15 protein-coding genes are annotated in these 19,024 nt (G+C 64.2%); 14 read left to right on the top strand and 1 reads right to left on the bottom strand.

All coding sequences use genetic code 11. The features are described 5' to 3' along the window. Positions 1-41 precede the first annotated feature (41 nt). From alaS to mltG, 3 genes are read left to right on the top strand one after another with little or no spacing between them, the layout of a single operon-like run. Positions 42-2,723, top strand: coding sequence for an alanine--tRNA ligase (gene alaS, locus H3V04_RS02785; protein ID WP_198187134.1), 2,682 nt, complete (start codon positions 42-44; stop codon positions 2,721-2,723). Positions 2,724-2,731: 8 nt separating this feature from the next. Beyond that, complete coding sequence (gene ruvX / locus H3V04_RS02780) at positions 2,732-3,214, top strand: Holliday junction resolvase RuvX (protein WP_198184321.1); 483 nt, start codon at positions 2,732-2,734, stop codon at positions 3,212-3,214. Continuing rightward, on the top strand, positions 3,215-4,411 hold the full coding sequence (gene mltG / locus H3V04_RS02775) for an endolytic transglycosylase MltG (protein WP_198184320.1): 1,197 nt from the start codon (positions 3,215-3,217) through the stop codon (positions 4,409-4,411). Positions 4,412-4,441: 30 nt separating this feature from the next. Here the strand turns inward: mltG and H3V04_RS02770 are convergent, their stop codons facing one another. Beyond that, on the bottom strand, positions 4,442-4,915 hold the full coding sequence (locus H3V04_RS02770) for a peptidase A24 (RefSeq protein WP_198184319.1): 474 nt from the start codon (positions 4,913-4,915) through the stop codon (positions 4,442-4,444). A 62-nt stretch (positions 4,916-4,977) separates the two neighbouring features. Between H3V04_RS02770 and aroC the strand changes: the two genes are divergently transcribed. The 11 genes from aroC (at position 4,978) to H3V04_RS02715 (ending at position 18,944) form a co-directional block, all read left to right on the top strand. Then, positions 4,978-6,171: a chorismate synthase gene (aroC, locus tag H3V04_RS02765; RefSeq protein WP_198187133.1), complete on the top strand. Its 1,194-nt coding sequence runs from the start codon at positions 4,978-4,980 to the stop codon at positions 6,169-6,171. Positions 6,172-6,184: 13 nt separating this feature from the next. After that, positions 6,185-7,816 (top strand): bifunctional shikimate kinase/3-dehydroquinate synthase, encoded by a 1,632-nt coding sequence (locus H3V04_RS02760; RefSeq protein ID WP_198187132.1) that lies wholly within the window; start codon positions 6,185-6,187, stop codon positions 7,814-7,816. Between the two features lie 3 nt (positions 7,817-7,819). Continuing rightward, positions 7,820-8,290: a type II 3-dehydroquinate dehydratase gene (aroQ, locus tag H3V04_RS02755; RefSeq protein ID WP_198177732.1), complete on the top strand. Its 471-nt coding sequence runs from the start codon at positions 7,820-7,822 to the stop codon at positions 8,288-8,290. Continuing rightward, positions 8,287-10,830 carry an excinuclease ABC subunit UvrA gene (locus H3V04_RS02750; protein WP_198187131.1) on the top strand — a complete coding sequence of 848 codons (2,544 nt, stop codon included), beginning with the start codon at positions 8,287-8,289 and terminating at the stop codon, positions 10,828-10,830. The genes aroQ and H3V04_RS02750 overlap by 4 nt, the downstream gene beginning before the upstream one ends. A 65-nt stretch (positions 10,831-10,895) precedes the next feature. Further along, a complete protein-coding gene (locus tag H3V04_RS02745; protein ID WP_198179751.1) occupies positions 10,896-12,560 on the top strand; it encodes a CTP synthase in 1,665 nt (554 codons plus the stop codon). 259 nt (positions 12,561-12,819) lie between these two features. Continuing rightward, on the top strand, positions 12,820-14,274 hold the full coding sequence (gene sufB, locus H3V04_RS02740; protein ID WP_081581024.1) for a Fe-S cluster assembly protein SufB: 1,455 nt from the start codon (positions 12,820-12,822) through the stop codon (positions 14,272-14,274). Then, complete coding sequence (sufD, locus tag H3V04_RS02735; RefSeq protein ID WP_198187130.1) at positions 14,274-15,500, top strand: Fe-S cluster assembly protein SufD; 1,227 nt, start codon at positions 14,274-14,276, stop codon at positions 15,498-15,500. Before sufB ends, sufD begins: the two co-directional genes overlap by 1 nt. Position 15,501: 1 nt before the next feature. Beyond that, the gene (gene sufC, locus H3V04_RS02730; RefSeq protein WP_198177736.1) at positions 15,502-16,281 is read left to right on the top strand and encodes a Fe-S cluster assembly ATPase SufC; all 780 of its coding nucleotides are present in this window, start codon (positions 15,502-15,504) and stop codon (positions 16,279-16,281) included. A gap of 21 nt (positions 16,282-16,302) precedes the next feature. After that, positions 16,303-17,577 (top strand): SufS family cysteine desulfurase, encoded by a 1,275-nt coding sequence (locus H3V04_RS02725; protein ID WP_198187129.1) that lies wholly within the window; start codon positions 16,303-16,305, stop codon positions 17,575-17,577. Positions 17,578-17,637: 60 nt separating this feature from the next. Continuing rightward, positions 17,638-18,225, top strand: a complete 588-nt coding sequence (sufU, locus tag H3V04_RS02720) for a Fe-S cluster assembly sulfur transfer protein SufU (protein WP_198187128.1) — start codon at positions 17,638-17,640, stop codon at positions 18,223-18,225. After that, complete coding sequence (locus H3V04_RS02715; RefSeq protein ID WP_198187127.1) at positions 18,222-18,944, top strand: metal-sulfur cluster assembly factor; 723 nt, start codon at positions 18,222-18,224, stop codon at positions 18,942-18,944. Before sufU ends, H3V04_RS02715 begins: the two co-directional genes overlap by 4 nt. The last annotated feature ends 80 nt before the right edge of the window (positions 18,945-19,024 follow it).

Genomic DNA, 19,024 nt, shown 5'->3' with positions numbered 1-19,024 from the left:
ATCCCCTCGGCGTTCACCGGGTCTGAAGGAGCAGAAGCAGCATGCGCACATCGGAAATCGCCAAGCGTTTCCTCGATTATTTCCAGGACAAGGATCATCTGGTGGTTCCCTCCGCCTCCCTGATCTCGCCCAATCCCACCACGCTCTTCACCATCGCCGGCATGGTCCCCTTCATCCCCTACCTGCTGGGGGAGCAGACCCCGCCCAGGAGCCGTATGGCCAGCAACCAGAAGTGCGTGCGCACCCTGGACATCGACGAGGTGGGCAAGACCACCCGTCACGGCACCTTCTTCCAGATGCTGGGCAACTTCTCCTTCGGGGACTACTTCAAGGAGGAGGCCATCCACTATGCCTGGGACCTGCTGACCAAGCCCCAGGACCAGGGCGGCTACGGCTTCGACCCCGAAACGATCTGGGTGACCACCTACACCGATGACGAGGAGGCTCGATCCCTGTGGAAGAATGAGGGCTTCGACCCCGAGCACATGGAGATCCTGGGCATGGAGGACAACTTCTGGACCACCGGCGGCCCCGGCCCCGGCGGCCCCTGTTCCGAAATCTATGTGGACCGCGGCCCTGCCTATGGCAAGGAGGGCGGCCCCTCGGCCGACGAGAACCGGTACATCGAGATCTGGGATCTGGTCTTCGAGAACTACGAGGTGGACAACGTACGCTCCAAGACCGACCTGCACATCGTGGGCGAGCTAGAGCACAAGAACATCGACACCGGCGCCGGACTGGAGCGTCTGGCCTACCTGCTCCAGGGCAAGCAGAACATTTACGAGACCGACGAGGTCTATCCCGTCATCCAGGCTGCCGAGAGCCTGTCTGGCCGGCACTACGGCGATGACGCCCAGGATGACGTGCGCTTCCGCGTGGTGGCCGACCATGTCCGCTCGGCCCTGATGATCATGAGCGACGGCGTCCGTCCCAGCAACGTCGGCCGTGGCTACGTGCTGCGCCGTCTGCTGCGCCGGACCATCCGCTCCATGAAGATGCTGGGCGTGGACCAGGAGGTCCTGCCCCAACTCTTCCCGGTCTCCAAGGATGCCATGGCACCCAGCTACCCAGAGCTCAACGACACCTTCTCCGAGGTGGCCGAATCGGCCTATGGCGAGGAGCTGGCCTTCCGTCGGACCCTGGACAAGGGAACCACCATTCTGGATACGGCCGTAAACAAGGCCAAGAGCGGGAAGGGCGAACCCGAGGTCTCCGGCAAGGATGCCTTCACCCTGCATGACACCTACGGCTTCCCCATCGAACTGACCCTGGAGATGGCCTCCGAGCAGGGCGTCAAGGTGGATCAGGACGAGTTCCGGAAGCTCATGAACGAGCAGAAGTCCAGGGCCCGCGCCGATGCCATGAAGAAGCGGCACAACGTGGATCTGAGCGTCTACGACGATATGCGCAAGAACCTTGACGAGCCTCAGGTCTTCCTGGGTTACACCGACTTCTCCAGCCGCTCGACCGTCCTGGGCATCATCCAGGAAGGCAAGGGAGCGGTTCCGGCCGTCAAGGCGCCCGCCCAGGTTGAGGTGATTCTGGACCGCTCTCCCTTCTACGCCGAGGCCGGCGGCCAGCTGGCCGACCAGGGAGAGATACTGACCGACGATGGGGCCGTACTGGAAGTGGACGACGTGCAGAGGCCCATCAAGGGGCTGACCATCCACCGCTGCCGACTGACCGAAGGAACGCTGACCCTGCAGGCCAAGGTCACGGCCACCATCGACCGGAACCGGCGCGGTGCCATCGCCCGTTCGCACACCGCCACGCACATGGTCCACAAGGCCCTGCGAGAGGAACTGGGTCCCCAGGCCACGCAGCGTGGTTCCGAGGATGCACCCAACAGGCTGCGTTTCGACTTCCAGTGGTCGCAGGCCCCCAGCCGCCAGGCCATGGATGCTGTGGAAGCCCGTGTCAACGACCGGCTGCGCGACAACCTGGCTGTGACCGCGCAGGAGATGAAGTACGACGACGCCATCGCCCTGGGCGCCATGCACCTGTTCGGGGAGAAGTACGGCGATGTGGTCCGTGTGGTCTCCATCGGCGAGGACGGCTGGAGCCGTGAGCTCTGCGGGGGAACCCATGTGGACCACGTGGGCAAGATCGGCGCGGTCTCCATCATGTCCGAGGCCTCGGTGGGCACCGGCGTTCGTCGTGTCGATGCCGTGGTGGGCCAGGGGGCTTACGAATACAACGCCCGTGAGCACGCCCTGGTCTCTCAGCTCTCCGACAAGCTCAACGCCCGCCCTGACGAACTTGAGTCCAGGATCTCTGCCCTGCTGGCCAAGCTCAAGGAGTCCGACCGCCGACTGGCGGCCACCTATGAGCAGCAGATGGCCCAGGCTGTGCCCGAGTTGGCCAACCAGGCCCTGCATGCTCCGGGCGAAGTCAAGATCGCATCCCGGAATATGGGGCATTTCGGCTCGGTCGATGCCCTGCGCAAGGCGGTGACAGACCTGAGGGCCCGCATGGGCGATGAATATCCCGTTGTGGTCGCCTTGGCCGGAGTCAGCGAGGATGAGAAGCCAGTCATCTTCGTAGCTACCAACCAGGCGGCCCGTGACCGCGGTCTCAGGGCCGGCGACCTGGTCAGGACAGCCTCCAGGGTCCTGGGAGGAGGAGGCGGCGGCAAGCCTGACTTCGCCCAGGGCGGCGGCCAGGATGCTTCGGCCATCGATCGGGCCTTGAAAGACCTGAGTGATCAGGTCCGAGAGGGCTGAGCTCTCCCGTGGGATCACAGACAGCCGTGTGGCTGGGGGTGGATCTTGGCGAAGCCAGGGTGGGTCTGGCCCTGTCGGACCCGGAGCTGACCCTGGCCTTTCCCGCTGGCAATATCAGGGTTCAGGGCGACTACTTTCAGGCCCTGGACCAGGTGGAAAACCTGATTATGGACAAGTGCGTGTCCCGAGTCGTGGTCGGACACCCTCTGCTTCTGAGCGGCCAGGCTGGTCGCAGCGCCAAAAAGGCGGCTCGTTGGGTGCGTGCCCTGACCGGTCGTCTGCAGGAGGATGCACACGATGCTGGCGTTGCCCCTGAGCGGCTGCCCAGTGTAGTATTGCGAGACGAACGACTGACGACCGTCAGCGCCCATCGTCAGCTGTATGATGCCCGCGTGGACGGGCGAAGACATCGTCCCGTGGTCGATCAGCAGTCCGCTGTTGTGCTGTTGCAGTCGGCCCTGGACGACCAACGTGCCGACAAGGAGTGCTAATTGGCCGATGACATGCAGGATTTCTTCCAGGACAAGGTCCAGTGGGTTGCCGACGGGCAGGCCCCGGTTTCCGCTATGCCGCCGCGTCCTCCTCGTTCACGTCGTGAGATGCGCCGTCGGCGGGAGAGACGCAAACATCGCAAGCAGATCATGATCGTCATCGTCACCCTGGCTGTTGTGCTGGCCACCTCCTGCGTGGTGATCCTGGTGGGCGGACTGCGCCATGGCGCCCCACGGATCGTAGCCACCAAGGAGGTCGCCCCCGACTATCCAGGTCCCGGCGGACAGCCCCTGGAGTTCACGGTCGAGAGCGGTCAGGGTGCTGATCAGGTAGGTGCCAACCTGGTCAAGGCCGGGGTGGTCAAGTCCACGGCTGCCTTCCTGCATGCCATCACCAGCACCCAGTCCGAATCCAGGCTCCTGCCCGGCACCTTCGATCTGCGTCTGCGGATGAAGGCCTCTGACGTGGTGGCCATTCTGACCGACCGAAGCAAGGCCGGAGGCTTCCTGCAGGTGAGGGCCGGCGAGCGGGTCCGCGATGTGGTCGCCCGGGCCGCCCAGCTCTCCGGGGTTCCGCAGAGCGAATTCGACGCCCTGATCCAGGCCAAGGGCGAGGATATCCTGCCCCAGGAGGCGCAGGGCAACTTCGAGGGGTGGCTGCAGCCTGGCGAGTACGACGTGCGCAAGGCAGGTTCGGCCAAGGCCATCCTGGGCAACCTGGTCTCCAAGCGGATCGAGCACCTGGACCAGTTGGGCGTGCCAGGTGGCCAGGAGCGGCAGACCATACTCAACACGGCCTCCATCACCGAGGCCGAGGTAAACAAGTCGGAATACTACAGCAAGGTGGCCCGGGTCATCGAAAACCGATTGGCCAAGGGAATGCCCCTGGGCATGGACAGCACCGTGGCCTACTCCAACAATGTCTCCGCCTTGAAGCTGACCGATGCCATGCTGAAGAATGTCAACGACCCCTACAACACCAGGGTCCATCAGGGTCTGCCACCAGGCCCCATCGGCAGCCCGGGAGACGAGGCTATCCAGGCTGTCATGCACCCCGAGTCAGGCGATTGGCTCTATTTCGTGACCGTCAACATGGACACGGGAGAGACCAGGTTCAGCGACAACCCGGATCAGTTCAACCGTGACGTCAAGGAGTACAAGGCCTGGGAGTCCCAACATAACGAGCAGGGCAGGTAGCGCCTTGTCCCTGGATCCCAGTTGTCGGTCCTAGAGGGCTTCGATGATCAGGGCCACCACCGCTGCGGTTAGGATGACCGGGACATAGGCCAGCGAGAGAGGGCTGTCTGTCCTGGCCGACCCGCGACGACGAACCAAGCAGACCAGAGCCAGGGCAGCCAGCCCCAGCAGGCCCATCATCAGCCACCAGACCAGGATGGCCGTCCATCCCAGAACAGACAGGCTCAGGGCCACCAGACCCGTTGCCGTCACATCGCCCAGTCCCAGGGCGCCGGGTCGGACCAGGGCCAGCAGGAGCTGAAGGCCTGTACATGCCAGAGTCAGCAGCAGGCACTGCACCAGCAGCATCGGACGACCCTGGATCAGGGAGAAGCCCAGCAGGGTCACGGCCTGCAGCACCAGTCCCAAGAGCACCAGAAGACGTGGGACTCGCCGGGAGCGGATGTCGATCAGGGCCAGGAGGAGGGCGGTCAGCAGTCCCGGCGCTGGGATGAGGTAGACCATCTTCTAAGATAATCATAGGTAGCCCTAACCTGGCAAACGAGGAACGAACGAGGAGCTTGAATATGTTACGCTGGCAGACGGCAGGGGAATCCCACGGAGAGGCCCTGGTGGCCATGATGGAGGGTCTGCCCGCAGGGGTCGCCGTATCCACTAAGGATATCGAATCGGCCCTGGCCCGTCGTCGGCTGGGCTATGGTCGCGGGGCTAGGATGGGCTTTGAGCAGGACAAGGTGCATCTGCTGACCGGAGTCAGGCATGGACGCACGCTCGGTTCACCGGTGGCCATCGAGATCGGCAACACGGAGTGGCCCAAGTGGGAGCGCATCATGAGCGTGGACGAGCTGCCCGCCGATCAGGAGTCCCCGGCGACCGGTCGCAACGCCCCCCTGACCAGGCCCAGGCCCGGCCACGCCGATCTGACCGGCATGCGCAAGTACGGGTTTACGGATGCGCGTCCGGTCCTAGAGCGCTCCTCTGCCAGGGAGACCGCATCCCGAGTGGCACTGGGATCGGTGGCCGCCGACTTCCTGCAGCAGGCCCTGGGGATACGGACCGTTTCCCATGTCATCTCCATAGCCGGGGTCGGCCTGGAGGGGCATGAGGTCACGCCCGGCCCTGAGGACGGACCCGCCCTAGATGCCTCTCCGGTCAGGACCCTGGACAAGGATGCCGAGAAGCGGATGATGGCCAGAATCGACCAGATCAAGAAGGACGGCGACACCGCCGGCGGGGTCTTCGAGGTCATTGCCTATGGTGTGCCTGCGGGGCTGGGCACCTACGTGGAGGACGACCGACGTCTGGATGCGGCCCTGGCCAGCGCCTTCATGGGCATTCAGGCCATCAAGGGCGTGGAAATCGGCGATGGATTCAGGGAGGCTGACCGCCCGGGATCACAGGCCCATGACGAGATGGAGCCCGGTCCTGACGGTACCATCCGCAGACTCAGCAACCATGCAGGCGGTCTGGAGGGTGGCACATCCAATGGCCAGCCCATCAGGGTCAGGGCCGCCATGAAGCCCATCTCCTCGGTGCCCCGGGCCCTTCGCACGGTGGATGTGGCCACCGGCCAGCCAGCCCAGGCCATCCATCAGCGTTCCGATGTGACCGCCGTGCCTGCCGCCGCGGTGATCGGCGAAGCCATGATGAATCTGACACTGGCGCGCTTCGCCTTGGAGAAGTTCGGCGGTGACTCGCTCGAGGAGGTTCGGCGCAACGCCCAGGCCTACCTCCAGTCCTGGCCCGAGCATCTGCGGTGAGGGGCGGAATCGCATGATTGAAAGCAGCAGTATGCCCAGGGCCGTCGTCATCGGCATGCCGGGTGCGGGCAAGACCCGGCTGGGCAGGGAGACGGCCGCCCTGATCAAGGCGCCCTTCCGGGATACCGACCAGTGCATCGAACAAGAAGCAGGTCGGTCGGTCAGCGAGATCTTCGACACTCAGGGCGAGCAGGCTTTCCGTGAAATGGAGACCCGGGCGATCCTTGACCTTTTGAAGGATTTCCCTGGCGGCATCCTGTCCCTGGGGGGAGGGGCTCCCATGAGCACTGAGGTCTTCCAGGCGCTGCAGGACTATCGGCGGGCAGGCGGTGCTGTGGTCTACCTGCAGATCGACCCGGAGGAGGGGGTCAGCCGGGCGGCACGGTCGGATCATCGCCCCCTTCTTCGCGGCGGCGCATCGGAGCGCTGGATGGCTCTCTATCGCGAGCGTCGCAGCGTCTACCAGGAGCTGGCCACCATCACCCTCAAATCCAGGAACACCACCCCCCGGGCCCTGGCCAGACGGCTGGCCGATGCCCTGACTGAGCGGGTGGTTCACGTCAGCGGTCCCGATCCCTACGATGTGAGGATCGGCGCCGGGGTGACCGGTCGACTGCATGAGCTGCTTGGCGACCAGACCATGCGTGTGGCCCTGATTCATACCCAGCCTGTCCAGCGCCATTCCGACCATGCGCGGGCCCTGCTCCGCCAGGCCGGGTATCAGGTGGTGGATCTGACCATTCCCGACGCGGAGGCCGGCAAGACCATCCAGGTCAGCCAGGGTATCTGGGAGCGCCTGGCAACCGAAGGCTTCACCCGTTCCGACGCCGTGGTGGGGCTGGGCGGGGGAGCGGCCACAGACCAGGCCGGGTTCATCGCCGCCACCTGGATGCGGGGCATCCGTTATGTGAACTGCCCCACCTCCCTACTGGCCATGGTAGATGCCTCCACCGGCGGCAAAACCGGCATCAACCTGGAGCAGGGCAAGAATCTGGTCGGCAGCTTCTACACTCCTGCTGGCGTCCTGGCTGATCTGCGGACCCTGCGGACCCTGCCCAATGAGATCTTCGTAGAGGGGCTGGGCGAGGTGGCCAAGTCCGGTTTCATCATGGACGGCGGCATCCTGCGTGAGCTGGAGGAGCGGGCTGAGTCCCTGCGCGCCTTCGACGGACGGGAGTCCGACCAGTGGTTGGGCACGGTTGTCCAGGAACTGATCGAACGTACGGTAGAGGTCAAGGCCCGGCACGTCTCAGTGGACCTCAAGGAATCCGGCTTGCGGGAGTTCCTCAACTATGGTCACACGCTTGGCCACGCCATTGAGAAGATCGAACACTTCACCTGGCGGCATGGTCAGGCCGTGTCCGTGGGCATGGTCTTCGCAGCCGAGCTGGCCAGGATCACCGGCCACCTGGATCAGGAGGCGGTCGACTACCACAGGAGGCTTCTGTCTTCGCTGGGACTGAGAACCTGGTGGAATGGTGGTGACTTCGACCAGGTGCTGGCCCTCATGCATCGGGACAAAAAGGCCCGTGGCAACAAGTTGCGGTTTATCATTCTTGATGGTTTGGGCAAACCCACCCACCTGGACGACCCGCCGGTCTCGGCGATCAAGGAGGCCTTCCAGGCCATACGCAAGGAGGAATGACAGATGGCGGATGCCGACAAGGGCAGGCGGAAGGTTCTGGTGGTCAACGGACCCAACCTGGGTCGGCTGGGTGTGCGCGACCCCGATGTCTACGGTCGTCAGGATCTGGCGACGCTGACCCGGGACTGCGAAGACTGGGGTCGGCAGCTGGGTCTGGATGTCCAGGTGCTGCAATCGGACGACGAGGGCCAGGTCATCCGCTGGATGCATCAGGCCGTGGACCAGGGCAGCGCGGTGGTACTCAACCCGGCCGCCTTCACCCACTACAGCTATGGACTTGCCGATGCCGCCGTCCAGGTCACCCAGGCAGGGCTGCCGCTGATGGAGGTCCATATTTCCAATCCTTCATCCCGGGAGGCCTTCCGCCGACGCAGCGTCATCTCGCCGGTGGCAACCGGCACCATCACCGGCTTGGGTTTCTACGGCTACAGGCTGGCACTGGAAGCTGTGGCCCACCTGCTGGAGAACGCATGAGTGACAGCGGGGAGACCGGCAGGAAACTCCCCGCACCGCCCAAGGCCATCCTTGTCCGCGGCGCCAGGGTCCACAACCTGCGCAATCTGGATGTCGACATTCCTTTGAATCACCTGGTGGGCATCGCCGGTGTCTCGGGCTCCGGCAAGTCCTCCCTGGCTCTGGGGGTCCTCTATGCCGAGGGTTCCCGGCGCTACCTGGAATCCCTGTCCACCTACACCAGGAGGCGGATGACCCAGGCCCAGCGCCCACAGGTGGACTCGGTGCGTTTCCTGCCCCCCGCACTGGCCCTGCGTCAACGCCCGGGCGTGGGCGGCATGCGCTCCACATTCGGCACCGCCACCGAGCTGCTCAACGTGCTCAGGCTGATGTTCTCCCGGCTGGCCAGCCACGTCTGCCCCAATGGCCATCGCCAGGAGCCCACCCTGGCTGTGGCGGCCGAGATGCCCATCACCTGCCCGATCTGCGGTGCTACGGTGGAGCCTCCCAGCGCCGAGGAGCTGGCCTTCAACTCCCTGGGAGCCTGCCCCACCTGCCAGGGGACCGGGACGGTGCGCGAGGTGGACGACGCCACCCTGGTTCCCGACGACAGCCTGACCATCGACCAGGGGGCCGTGGTGCCCTGGCGGACCTTCGGCTTCAACGTACAGCCCGACATCGTTCGCGAATTCGGAGTCCGCACCGACGTGCCCTGGCGGGATCTGACCGATCGGGAGCGGAAGATCGTCTTCGAGGGGCCGGCCGAGAAGAAGCACATCACCATCACTTCGATTAAGGGTGTCCACGAGCTGGACTTCACCTTCCGCAACGCACGGCTGACAGTGACCGAGGAGCTCAAGAGGGCCAACGATGACAAGCGCCTGGCCAAGGTCGCCAAGTTCCTGACCGAACGGACCTGCCCGGACTGCAAGGGCACCCGGCTCAACCAGCGGGCGCGTCTGCCCGAGATCAACGGGGACAACCTGGCCGAGGTCACCTCATGGCCCCTGGATAAGGTGCTGGACTGGGGTCGGAAGCTGCCGCCCACGCTACACGAACCCATGCGGCCCATGGCCTCGGCCCTCTGCAAGACCCTGGACGAGATGGGCAGGCGGTTGATCCAGCTGGGACTGAGCTACCTGACCCTGGACCGCTCCAGCGCCTCCCTGTCCACAGGGGAGCGGCAGCGGGCCCAGTTGGCCAGGGCCGTGCGTAACGAGACAACCGGCGTGCTCTATGTGCTGGATGAGCCCTCGACCGGCCTGCATCCTGCCAACCTTGAGGGGCTGATAGGGGTCATGCGCGACCTGCTGGCCGACGGTAATTCGGTGGTTTTCGTCGACCACGACGTCAAGGTTCTGCAATCAGCCGACTATCTGATCGAAATGGGTCCCGGAGCAGGGGAGCGCGGCGGCAGGATACTTGCCCAGGGGACCCCTGAAAAAATCGCCGCTGATCAGGATTCCCGCATCGCCGGTTTTTTGGATGGCCGCGAGTCCGTTTTGGTACGGGACCGGCATCCCATGCCTGCAGGGAATGAGTGGATCCGCATGCAGTCAGGACCCATTCACACGGTCCATCCCCTGGACCTGGCCATTCCGCGTGGATGCATGACGGCTGTGACCGGCGTATCCGGCTCCGGCAAGACCACCATGATCCTGGAGTCGCTGGTCCCGGCCCTGCAGGCCCGCATCCAGGGCGACCCCATGCCCAAGCACGTGCAGAGTCTGAACCCGGCCGGCATTGACAGGGTACGCCTGGTGGACTCCTCGCCCATAGGTATCAACGTGCGCTCCACAGTGGCCACCTACTCAGGGCTCATGGACCGGCTGCGCCGCCTCTTCGCGGCCACTGACCAGGCGAAAAGGGACAAGCTGGGCCTCTCGGCATTCTCATACAACACCGGCTCCCTGCGCTGCCCCCAGTGCGACGGAACCGGCCAGATCAGTCTGGATGTGCAGTTCCTGCCCGACATCCCCATCACCTGCCCCAGCTGTCATGGTCGTCGGTACCGTCCGGAGGCCGAGCACTACCGTCTGTCCACCCCGGCCCACCCTGAGCCGCTTAGCCTGCCGGATCTGCTGGCCATGGAGGTGGGCCGGGCCCTGGAGGTCTTCGCACAGGGCCGAGAGTACACAGCCATCCGCCGAGGCTTGCAGACCTTGAAGGACCTGGGCCTGGACTACCTGACCCTGGGGGAGGACACCCCCTCCCTGTCGGGCGGGGAGGCCCAGCGGCTGAAGCTGTCCAATGAGTTGGGCCGCAGGCAGAATGGCTCCATGTTCGTCCTGGACGAGCCGACCACCGGCCTGCATCCCCTGGATGTGCGTGTCCTGATCAGCGTGCTGGAGCGCCTGGTCAGTAAGGGGGCCACCGTGGTCTTCATTGAGCACGATCTGGACATGATCGCCAACGCCGACCATGTGGTCGATATGGGCCCGGGCGGCGGTGATCGAGGTGGAGGAATCGTGGCCCAGGGCGACCCCGAATCCGTGGCCCGCAACCCGCGCTCGGTGACCGGTCGCTACCTGGCCGACCACCTGCATCTGAGCCGTCCCTGAATCCGACCTTCCTTCTCGAGTGTTGGCCGGTTTCTGGTCGCTCCTGCCTGATAGGCTGAAGTTCCATGGTCAGAGAACATGGAAATTCGCAAGGGCATATCACCAAACACATTTTCGTCACCGGCGGCGTGGTCTCTTCACTGGGCAAGGGACTGACCGCATCGTCTCTGGGCCGACTGCTGAGAAGCCGCGGAATCCGCGTTCTTCAACAGAAGCTGGATCCCTACATCAACGTCGATCCGGGGACCATGAACCCCTTCCAACACGGCGAGGTCTACGTGACCGAGGACGGGGCCGAGACCGACCTGGACATCGGCCACTATGAGCGTTTCACCGATGTCTTCCTCTCCCAGAAGGCCAACGTGACCACCGGCCAGATCTACCAGTCCGTGCTGCGCAAGGAGCGGGCGGGGGAGTACCTGGGCCAGTGTGTTCAGGTCATTCCTCACGTGACCAACGAGATCAAGAGCCGCATGCGGGCCCAGGCCAGCGACGACGTGGATGTGATCATCACCGAGATCGGCGGGACTGTGGGCGACATCGAGTCCCAGCCCTTCATGGAGGCCGCCCGCGAGGTGCGTCGGGACATCGGCCCGGACAACTGTATGTTCGTCCATGTCTCCTTGGTTCCCTACGTGGCCGCCGCCCACGAGCTCAAGACCAAGCCCACCCAGCACTCGGTCATGGCCCTGCGCCAGCTGGGCATCGCCCCCGACGCCCTGGTGCTGCGCTCGGACCGGCCGCTCAACCAGGGCATCAAGGACAAGATCTCCCTGATGTGCGACGTGGATGCCGAGGGCGTGGTCAACTGCGTGGATGCGCCCAGCATCTACGACGTGCCCAAGATCCTCTACAAGGAGGGTCTGGATACCTACGTGGTGCGCAAGCTTGGTCTGCCCTTCCACGACGTCGACTGGAACGAGTGGGAGGACCTGCTGGACCGGGTCCACAACCCCCGCACCAAGGTGGCCATCGCCATCGTGGGCAAGTACATCGATCTGCCCGACGCCTACCTGTCGGTCATCGAGGCGCTGAAGGCCGGCGGTTTCGCCAACCGGTCCCAGGTCCAGGTCAAGCTGGTGGCGGCCGACACCTGCGAGACCATGGATGGCGCCCGGAAGGCCCTGGAGGGTGTCGACGGCATCGTGGTCCCCGGAGGCTTCGGCATTCGTGGCATCGAAGGCAAGATCGGCGCCCTGCGCTACGCCCGTGAGACCGGCCTGCCCGCCCTGGGTCTCTGCCTGGGACTGCAGTCCATGGTCATCGAGTTCGCACGCCACGTCCTCGGGCTGGAGGATGCCAACTCCTCGGAGTTCGAGCCCGACTGCGAGAACCCGGTCATCGCCACCATGGAGGAGCAGAAGGACATCGTGGCCGGCCATGGCGACATGGGCCACACCATGCGGCTGGGCGCCTACCCGGCAGTGCTCAAGCCCGATTCGCTGGTGGCCCGGCTCTACGGCTCCACCGAGATCTCCGAGCGTCACCGCCACCGCTACGAGGTCAACGTGGCCTACAAGGAGCGGCTGGACAAGGCCGGCCTGCACATCTCGGGCACCAGCCCGGACGGGCAGCTGACCGAGTTCGTGGAGCTCTCCCAGGACCAGCACCCCTTCTATGTGGGCACCCAGGCCCACCCGGAGTTCAAGTCCCGGCCCACCAAGCCGCACCCCCTCTTCACCGGCCTGGTCAAGGCCAGCCTGGAGCACGGAGGCCAGGAGGCGGCCTGAGGTCGATTCCTTGCGTACTCTTTCGCTATGATCGCCCGTTTCCCTCTCATAGGGAGGCGGGCGATTGTCCATATCGGCGCTTTGTCAAGAGGAGGGGTCGGATTCCTTAGAGAGCGTAAGCCCGGGTCTGGCGGTTCACCAGTGCCCCGGTTATCCTGTAATGGTGTGATCGGCCGCATATGGCGGCCGTGCGTGTGTTAGGAGGTCTCAGCTCGTGGACAGCACCTCGCAGCGGACAGACACATCGCGGGATGTGGAAATGAGCCAGTATGTGGCCGACCGCTCCCGCGTAAATGAAGAGAAAATCAAAAAAGACGACCAGATCATCTCCGAGTTCGGCGACTATACCTATGGCTGGCACGACTCCGACGATGCGGGGCGCAACGCCCACAAGGGCATCGACGAGGACGTGGTCCGGGCCATCTCGGCCGACAAGGGCGAGCCTGACTGGATGCTGCAGATGCGTCTCAAGGGCTATCGGGCCTTCATGGAGAAGCCCATGCCCAAGTGGGGCGTGGATTTGAGCGGGTTCGATGCCGACGACTTCAAGTACTACGTCAAGCCCTTGAAGGAGCAGGCCAAGGACTGGAAGGACCTGCCTGACGACATCCGCACCACCTATGACCGGCTGGGCATCCCCGAGGCCGAGAAGAAGCGGTTGGTCTCCGGAGTGGCCGCCCAGTACGAGTCCGAGGTCATCTACAATTCCATCCGCGACGACCTGCGCAAGCAAGGGGTCATCTTCCTCGATACGGATACGGCCCTCAAGGAGTACCCGGACCTCTTCCGCAAGTACTTCGCCACGGTCATCCCTCCGGACGACAACAAGTTCGCCGCCCTGAACACGGCGGCCTGGTCGGGCGGCTCCTTCGTCTACGTGCCCAAGGGGGTCCATGTGGACATCCCCCTGCAGGCCTACTTCCGTATCAACACGCCCAACATGGGCCAATTCGAGCGCACGCTGATCATCGCCGACGAGGGTTCCTACGTCCATTACGTGGAGGGCTGCACCGCACCCATCTATTCCACCGACTCCCTGCATGCGGCCAACGTGGAGATCGTAGTCGAGCCTCACGCCCGTGTGCGCTACACCACGGTCCAGAACTGGTCCAACAACGTCTACAACCTGGTCACCCAGCGTGCCTACGTACGTGAGGGTGGCACCATGGAGTGGGTGGACGGCAACATCGGGTCCAAGGCCACCATGAAGTACCCGGCCTGCATCCTGGCCGAGCCCTATGCCAAGGCCGAGACCCTCTCCCTGGGCTTCGCCGGCAAGGGCCAGTACCAGGACACGGGCGCCAAGATGATCCACCTGGCACCCCACACCTCCTCCACCATCGTCTCCAAGTCCATCTCCCGCAACGGGGGAAGGGCCGCATACCGAGGCCTGGTCAAGATCATCAAGGGCGCCGAGAAGTCCTCCTCCTCGGTGGTCTGCGACGCTCTGCTGGTGGACGACTACTCCCGCTCGGATACCTACCCGCATGTGGATGTTCGCGAGGACGACGTCTCCATGGCCCACGAGGCCACCGTCTCCAAGGTCTCCGAGGACCAGCTCTTCTATCTGATGAGCCGCGGCCTGGAGGAGAAGGAGGCCATGGGCATGATCGTGCGCGGGTTCGTGGAGCCCATCTCCCGGCAGCTGCCCATGGAGTACGCGTTGGAGCTCAACCGCTTGGTCGAATTGCAGATGGAGGGTTCGGTAGGCTGATGTCACAGAAGAGCGAAATAACCATTCCGCATGCGGATCCCAAGGATCCCTATGCTTTCCCGGCCACCATGCCGTCCAGCGCCGACAAGGAGCCCCGATCCTTCAATCCTGACGACTTCCCCATGCCCACCCGCAAGCAGGATGACTGGCGGTTCACCCCCATCGACCGGATGGAGGAGTTCTTCACCGTCTTCAATCCCAGCGGTCTGACCAAGGTCTCGGTCACCATGATCGACGGGTCCGAACCGCCCGCGGATCAGGTCAGCGTCAGCCGGATTCCCATGGATCAGGCCCCCTGCGGCACCGTCCTCAAGCCCAGCGACCGAGCAGCCGCTGTGGAGTGGGCCAGCGGCAAGCAGGCGACGGTGGTGAACCTTAAGGGCACCCTGGATCAGCCCGTGCTGGTTCGCGTCATCGGCGGTGGCCCCGAGCTGGACGCCTTCCACCTGGTCATCAAGGCCGAGGCGGGCACCAAGGCCGATTTGGTGGTCGAGCACCAGGGCCAGGCACGTCTGGCTGAAGGGGTTGAAATCGACATCGGTGACAATTCGCAGATGTCGACCACCTTCATCCAGGAGTGGGACAAGGGCAGCAAGCATATAGGCAACCACCGCATTCACCTTGGTGCCGAGGCCTCCCTGCGTCACTCGGTGGTCAGCCTGGGCGGCGATGTGGTGCGGCTGCGCATGGATCAGGACTTCGGTGGCGAGCAGGGCGACCTGAACATGCTGGGCATCTACTTCGTCGATCCCGGCCAGCACATGGAGCACCGGACCATGGTGGTGCACAACCATCCCAACTGCAAGTCCCGTGTGGTATACAAGGGGGCCCTGGACGGAATCGGCGCGCACACCACCTGGGTGGGCAACGCGCTCATTCAGCCCACCGCGCCTGGAACCGACTCCTACGAGCTCAACCGGAACCTGGTGCTCACCCCTGGGGCCATCGCCGACTCCGAGCCCAACCTGGAGATCGAGAACGGCGACATCATCGGGGCAGGCCATGCCAGTTCGGTCGGACGCTTCGACGACGAGGAGCTCTTCTACCTGCAGTCCCGCGGCATCCCCGAGCAGGAGGCCCGCAAGCTGGTGGTTCGAGGCTTCTTCGGCGAACTTGTGGAGGAGATCGACGTCCCCAGCGTCTCCGGGCACCTGATGGGGGTCATCGACCGCAGACTGGCGGCCGGCGAGGATCAAGAGATGCAGCACGTTTTGGAGGAGAACTGACATGTCCACATTGGAAATCAAGGATCTGCACGTCTCAGTGGAGACCAAGGAGGGTCGCAAACAGATCCTCAAGGGGGCCACGCTGACCGTCCACTCCGGCGAGACCCACGCCATCATGGGGCCCAACGGGTCCGGCAAGTCCACCCTGGCCTACACCCTGGCCGGCCATCCCAAGTATGAGGTGGATTCGGGCCAGGCCCTGCTGGATGGGCAGGATCTGCTCAAGATGACCCCGGACGAGCGGGCCAAGGCAGGGCTCTTCCTGGCCATGCAGTACCCGGTCGAGGTGCCCGGCGTGTCCATGACCAACTTCCTGCGTACCGCCAAGACCGAGGTCGACGGCAAGGCCCCGGCCATCCGCCAGTGGACCAAGGATCTGAACGATGCCATGAAGCGGCTGCGCATGGATCCCAAGTTCGCCCGGCGCTCGGTCAACGAGGGCTTCTCGGGCGGCGAGAAGAAGCGGGCCGAGGTCCTGCAGCTGGAGCTGCTCAAGCCCAAGTTCGCCGTTCTGGACGAAACCGACTCCGGTCTGGACGTGGACGCCCTGCGCATCGTCTCCGAGGGGGTCAACAGGGCCAAGGAGAACACCGGCATGGGCGTGCTCATGGTCACCCACTACACCAGGATCCTCAAGTACATCAAGCCCGACATCGTCCATGTCTTCGCCGACGGCCGCTTTGTGAAGACCGGCGGCCCCGAGCTGGCCGACACCCTGGAGGAGACCGGGTACGACCAGTACCTGCCCGAGGGCGCCGACTCGGAATCAGCCCTGGCCTGAGGATAAGGGAAGAGGCCCGCAATGGTCATTGATGACAGCATTAGGCAGCAGTTTCCGATTCTGGACCAGCAGGTGCATGGCCACCCCCTGGTCTATCTGGATTCGGCTGCCACTGCCCAGAAGCCACTGGCGGTCATCGATGCCGTTCGGGACTTCTACCTGAAGGACAACGCAGGGGTGCACCGGGGCGCCCACGAACTGGCCGCCCGCAGCACCGTGGCCTTCGAGCATGCTCGCTCACGCGTGGCCGCCCTGGTCGGCGCAGAGGGCCAGGAGGGCGGCGAGGAGATTGTCGTCACAGCCGGGGCCACGGCTGCTCTGAACCTGCTGGCCACCGCCTTCGGCAACGCCAGCATGGGCCGCGGAGGCAAGGCGGCAGGTCGGTTCGCCCTGAAGCCTGGCGATGAAGTGGTGGTCAGCAAGGCCGAGCACCACTCGGTCCTCCTACCCTTCCAGGAGCTCTGCTACCGGACCGGAGCAGTCCTCAAGTACTTCGATCTGGACCCGGAGGGCCGTATTCTGGCCGATACCGCCGACCAGGTCATCACCGAACGGACCAAGGTTGTCGCCGTCACCCACGTCAGCAATGTGACCGGTGCCATCACTGACATCAAGCCCATCGTCCGCCGTGCCCATCAGGTGGGTGCCCTGGTGGTGCTGGATGTGTGCCAGTCGGTGCCTCACCTGCCTATCGATCTGCACGCCATGGATGTGGACTTCGCCGCCTGGAGTGCGCACAAGATGTATGGCCCCACTGGCGTGGGCTTCCTCTATGGCCGCCGAGAACTTCTTGAGGCGTTGCCTCCGGCATCGTTCGGCGGATCCATGGTGGAACTGGCCTATCTGGACCGTCCGGCCAGCTATATGGATCCTCCGGCCCGGTTCGAGGCCGGCACCCAGCCGGTGGCCCAGATGATAGGTGCTGGCGCAGCCGCCGATTGGCTGATGGATCTGGGCATGGAGAACGTAGCCGAACACGAGAAAGCCATCACCACTGGTCTGTTGAGGCTGGGGGCGTTGGACGGGGTACGCATCCTCGGGCCGACCACTCCTGAGGGCCGGATCGGCACGGTCGCCTTCGACGTGCAGGGGGTCCATCCCCATGACGTGGGCCAGTATGTGGATTCGCGCGGCATTGCCATCCGCGTTGGACACCACTGCGCTCAGCCGGTCCATCGACACTTCGGTCTGATGGCCTCCAACCGGGCCTCGACCGGCGTGTACAATACCGTGGCCGACACGGATGCCTTGCTGGACGCCGTCTCCGGAGTCCGCAAGTTCTTCCGGGTGGCCTGAGGGTCTTCACCGGCAGCACATTGACGGTTTTGACAAAGACATACTGGTAGGTTTAAGGACATGGCGGATTTCGGGATGGATGACGAGGAACTGGAGCAGATGTACCAGGAGGTGATCCTGGACGCAGCCCGCGATCCTCACGGGCGTGTAGGGGATCAGGCTGATGGGGGAGAAGACTCTGACGGTGACGGCGTGACCATCAGGGTTGAGCACGAGGCCTGCCTGGCTGCCGAGTCCCACCAGTTCAATCCCACCTGCGGGGATCAGGCCACCATCCATGTGGAGGTGGCGCCTGGCGAGCAGGGAGGTCCCGACCTCATCCAGCGAATCGTCTGGCAGGGTTCAGGCTGCTCCATCAGCCAGGCCAGTCTGTCCATCATGGTGGATTTGGTCCAGGGGCAGACCGTTGACCATGCCATGGATCTGGCCGCCGACTTTCGTAAGCTTATGGAATCGCGCGGAGCTGGAATCGAGGACGAGAAGGCGCAGGAAGCCCTCGGTGATGCCATGGTCTTCCAGGGCGTGTCCAAGTATCCCATGCGAATCAAGTGCGCCCTGCTGGGCTGGGAGGGTATGAAGGCCTCGGTGGCCCAGGCCCTGTCAGCTGGGCGAGAGAGCGACAAAGGTGAGAAGGAGGAGCAGGTATGAGTGGCAATACGAATTTGGTGCCCGAACCCCAGGACTCCATCCTGGCCTCGGTGGGCAGGGCCATCAGCGATCCTGGCACGGCACAGGCTCTGGCGAGCAATCCCCTGGGCGCGGAAACGGTTCTGAAGTCGGCCGAGGGCGGTTCCATGCGGCAGGTCGACGGTCAGGCGGACAAGAAGTCCGGTTTGGCTAAGTCTGACAATCAGCCTGCCAACACAGCTAACTCTGAAAGCTCCCCTGAAGGCCTGTCAGCGGACCAAGGCTCGAGTGCCCAGACTTCGGCCAGTGCGTCGGCCGTCAATGGTGAGAAGATTGCAGACCAGAATGCCGCTGATGCTGAGGCTGCCGCTGAGGAGGCCATCCCTCTCAAGGCCGTCGACGACATCGGCCGGGCCACCGCGGAGGATGTCAGGGAGGCCCTGCACCAGGTCATCGACCCCGAGCTGGGCATCGATGTGGTCGACCTGGGGCTGGTCTATGGCATTGAAATCGACGAACTGGGAAGGGCCATCATCACCATGACCCTGACCACGCCGGCCTGCCCCCTGACTGACCTGATCGAGGACCAGTGCGCCAGCGTCCTGGCGGGCCTGGTCGAGGAGTTCCGCATCGACTGGACCTGGTCGCCGCGCTGGACCTTGGACATGATCACTCCTGAGGGTCGTGAGCAGCTGGCCGCCATCGGCTTCAACTTCGAGAACATGCCTACCTATCAGTGAGGCATTCCGTCCTCTAGGCCATTTCGGGTCCTCCCGTGCGAATATACTGATGATTCCGGTCCGCCGTGACCGGCACGGCG

This window comes from Bifidobacterium sp. M0353, from assembly GCF_016100645.1.
GTDB classification, from domain to species: Bacteria; Actinomycetota; Actinomycetes; order Actinomycetales; family Bifidobacteriaceae; genus Bombiscardovia; species Bombiscardovia choladohabitans.
Note: the sequence above shows the minus strand (reverse complement) of the source record. Positions and strands in the feature narration are given on the sequence as shown.

Bases quoted from the DNA above. Each gene is read 5' to 3' on its own strand.
- H3V04_RS02725 (WP_198187129.1), top strand. From the start codon at position 16,303: ATGGTCATTGATGACAGCATTAGGCAGCAGTTTCCGATTCTGGACCAG.
- sufD (WP_198187130.1), top strand. From the start codon at position 14,274: ATGTCACAGAAGAGCGAAATAACCATTCCGCATGCGGATCCCAAGGAT.
- H3V04_RS02745 (WP_198179751.1), top strand. From the start codon at position 10,896: ATGGTCAGAGAACATGGAAATTCGCAAGGGCATATCACCAAACACATT.
- H3V04_RS02715 (WP_198187127.1), top strand. From the start codon at position 18,222: ATGAGTGGCAATACGAATTTGGTGCCCGAACCCCAGGACTCCATCCTG.
- aroQ (WP_198177732.1), top strand. From the start codon at position 7,820: ATGGCGGATGCCGACAAGGGCAGGCGGAAGGTTCTGGTGGTCAACGGA.
- aroC (WP_198187133.1), top strand. From the start codon at position 4,978: ATGTTACGCTGGCAGACGGCAGGGGAATCCCACGGAGAGGCCCTGGTG.
- H3V04_RS02750 (WP_198187131.1), top strand. From the start codon at position 8,287: ATGAGTGACAGCGGGGAGACCGGCAGGAAACTCCCCGCACCGCCCAAG.
- sufU (WP_198187128.1), top strand. From the start codon at position 17,638: ATGGCGGATTTCGGGATGGATGACGAGGAACTGGAGCAGATGTACCAG.
- sufB (WP_081581024.1), top strand. From the start codon at position 12,820: ATGAGCCAGTATGTGGCCGACCGCTCCCGCGTAAATGAAGAGAAAATC.
- H3V04_RS02760 (WP_198187132.1), top strand. From the start codon at position 6,185: ATGATTGAAAGCAGCAGTATGCCCAGGGCCGTCGTCATCGGCATGCCG.
- sufC (WP_198177736.1), top strand. From the start codon at position 15,502: ATGTCCACATTGGAAATCAAGGATCTGCACGTCTCAGTGGAGACCAAG.
- H3V04_RS02770 (WP_198184319.1), bottom strand. From the start codon at position 4,915: ATGGTCTACCTCATCCCAGCGCCGGGACTGCTGACCGCCCTCCTCCTG.
- alaS (WP_198187134.1), top strand. From the start codon at position 42: ATGCGCACATCGGAAATCGCCAAGCGTTTCCTCGATTATTTCCAGGAC.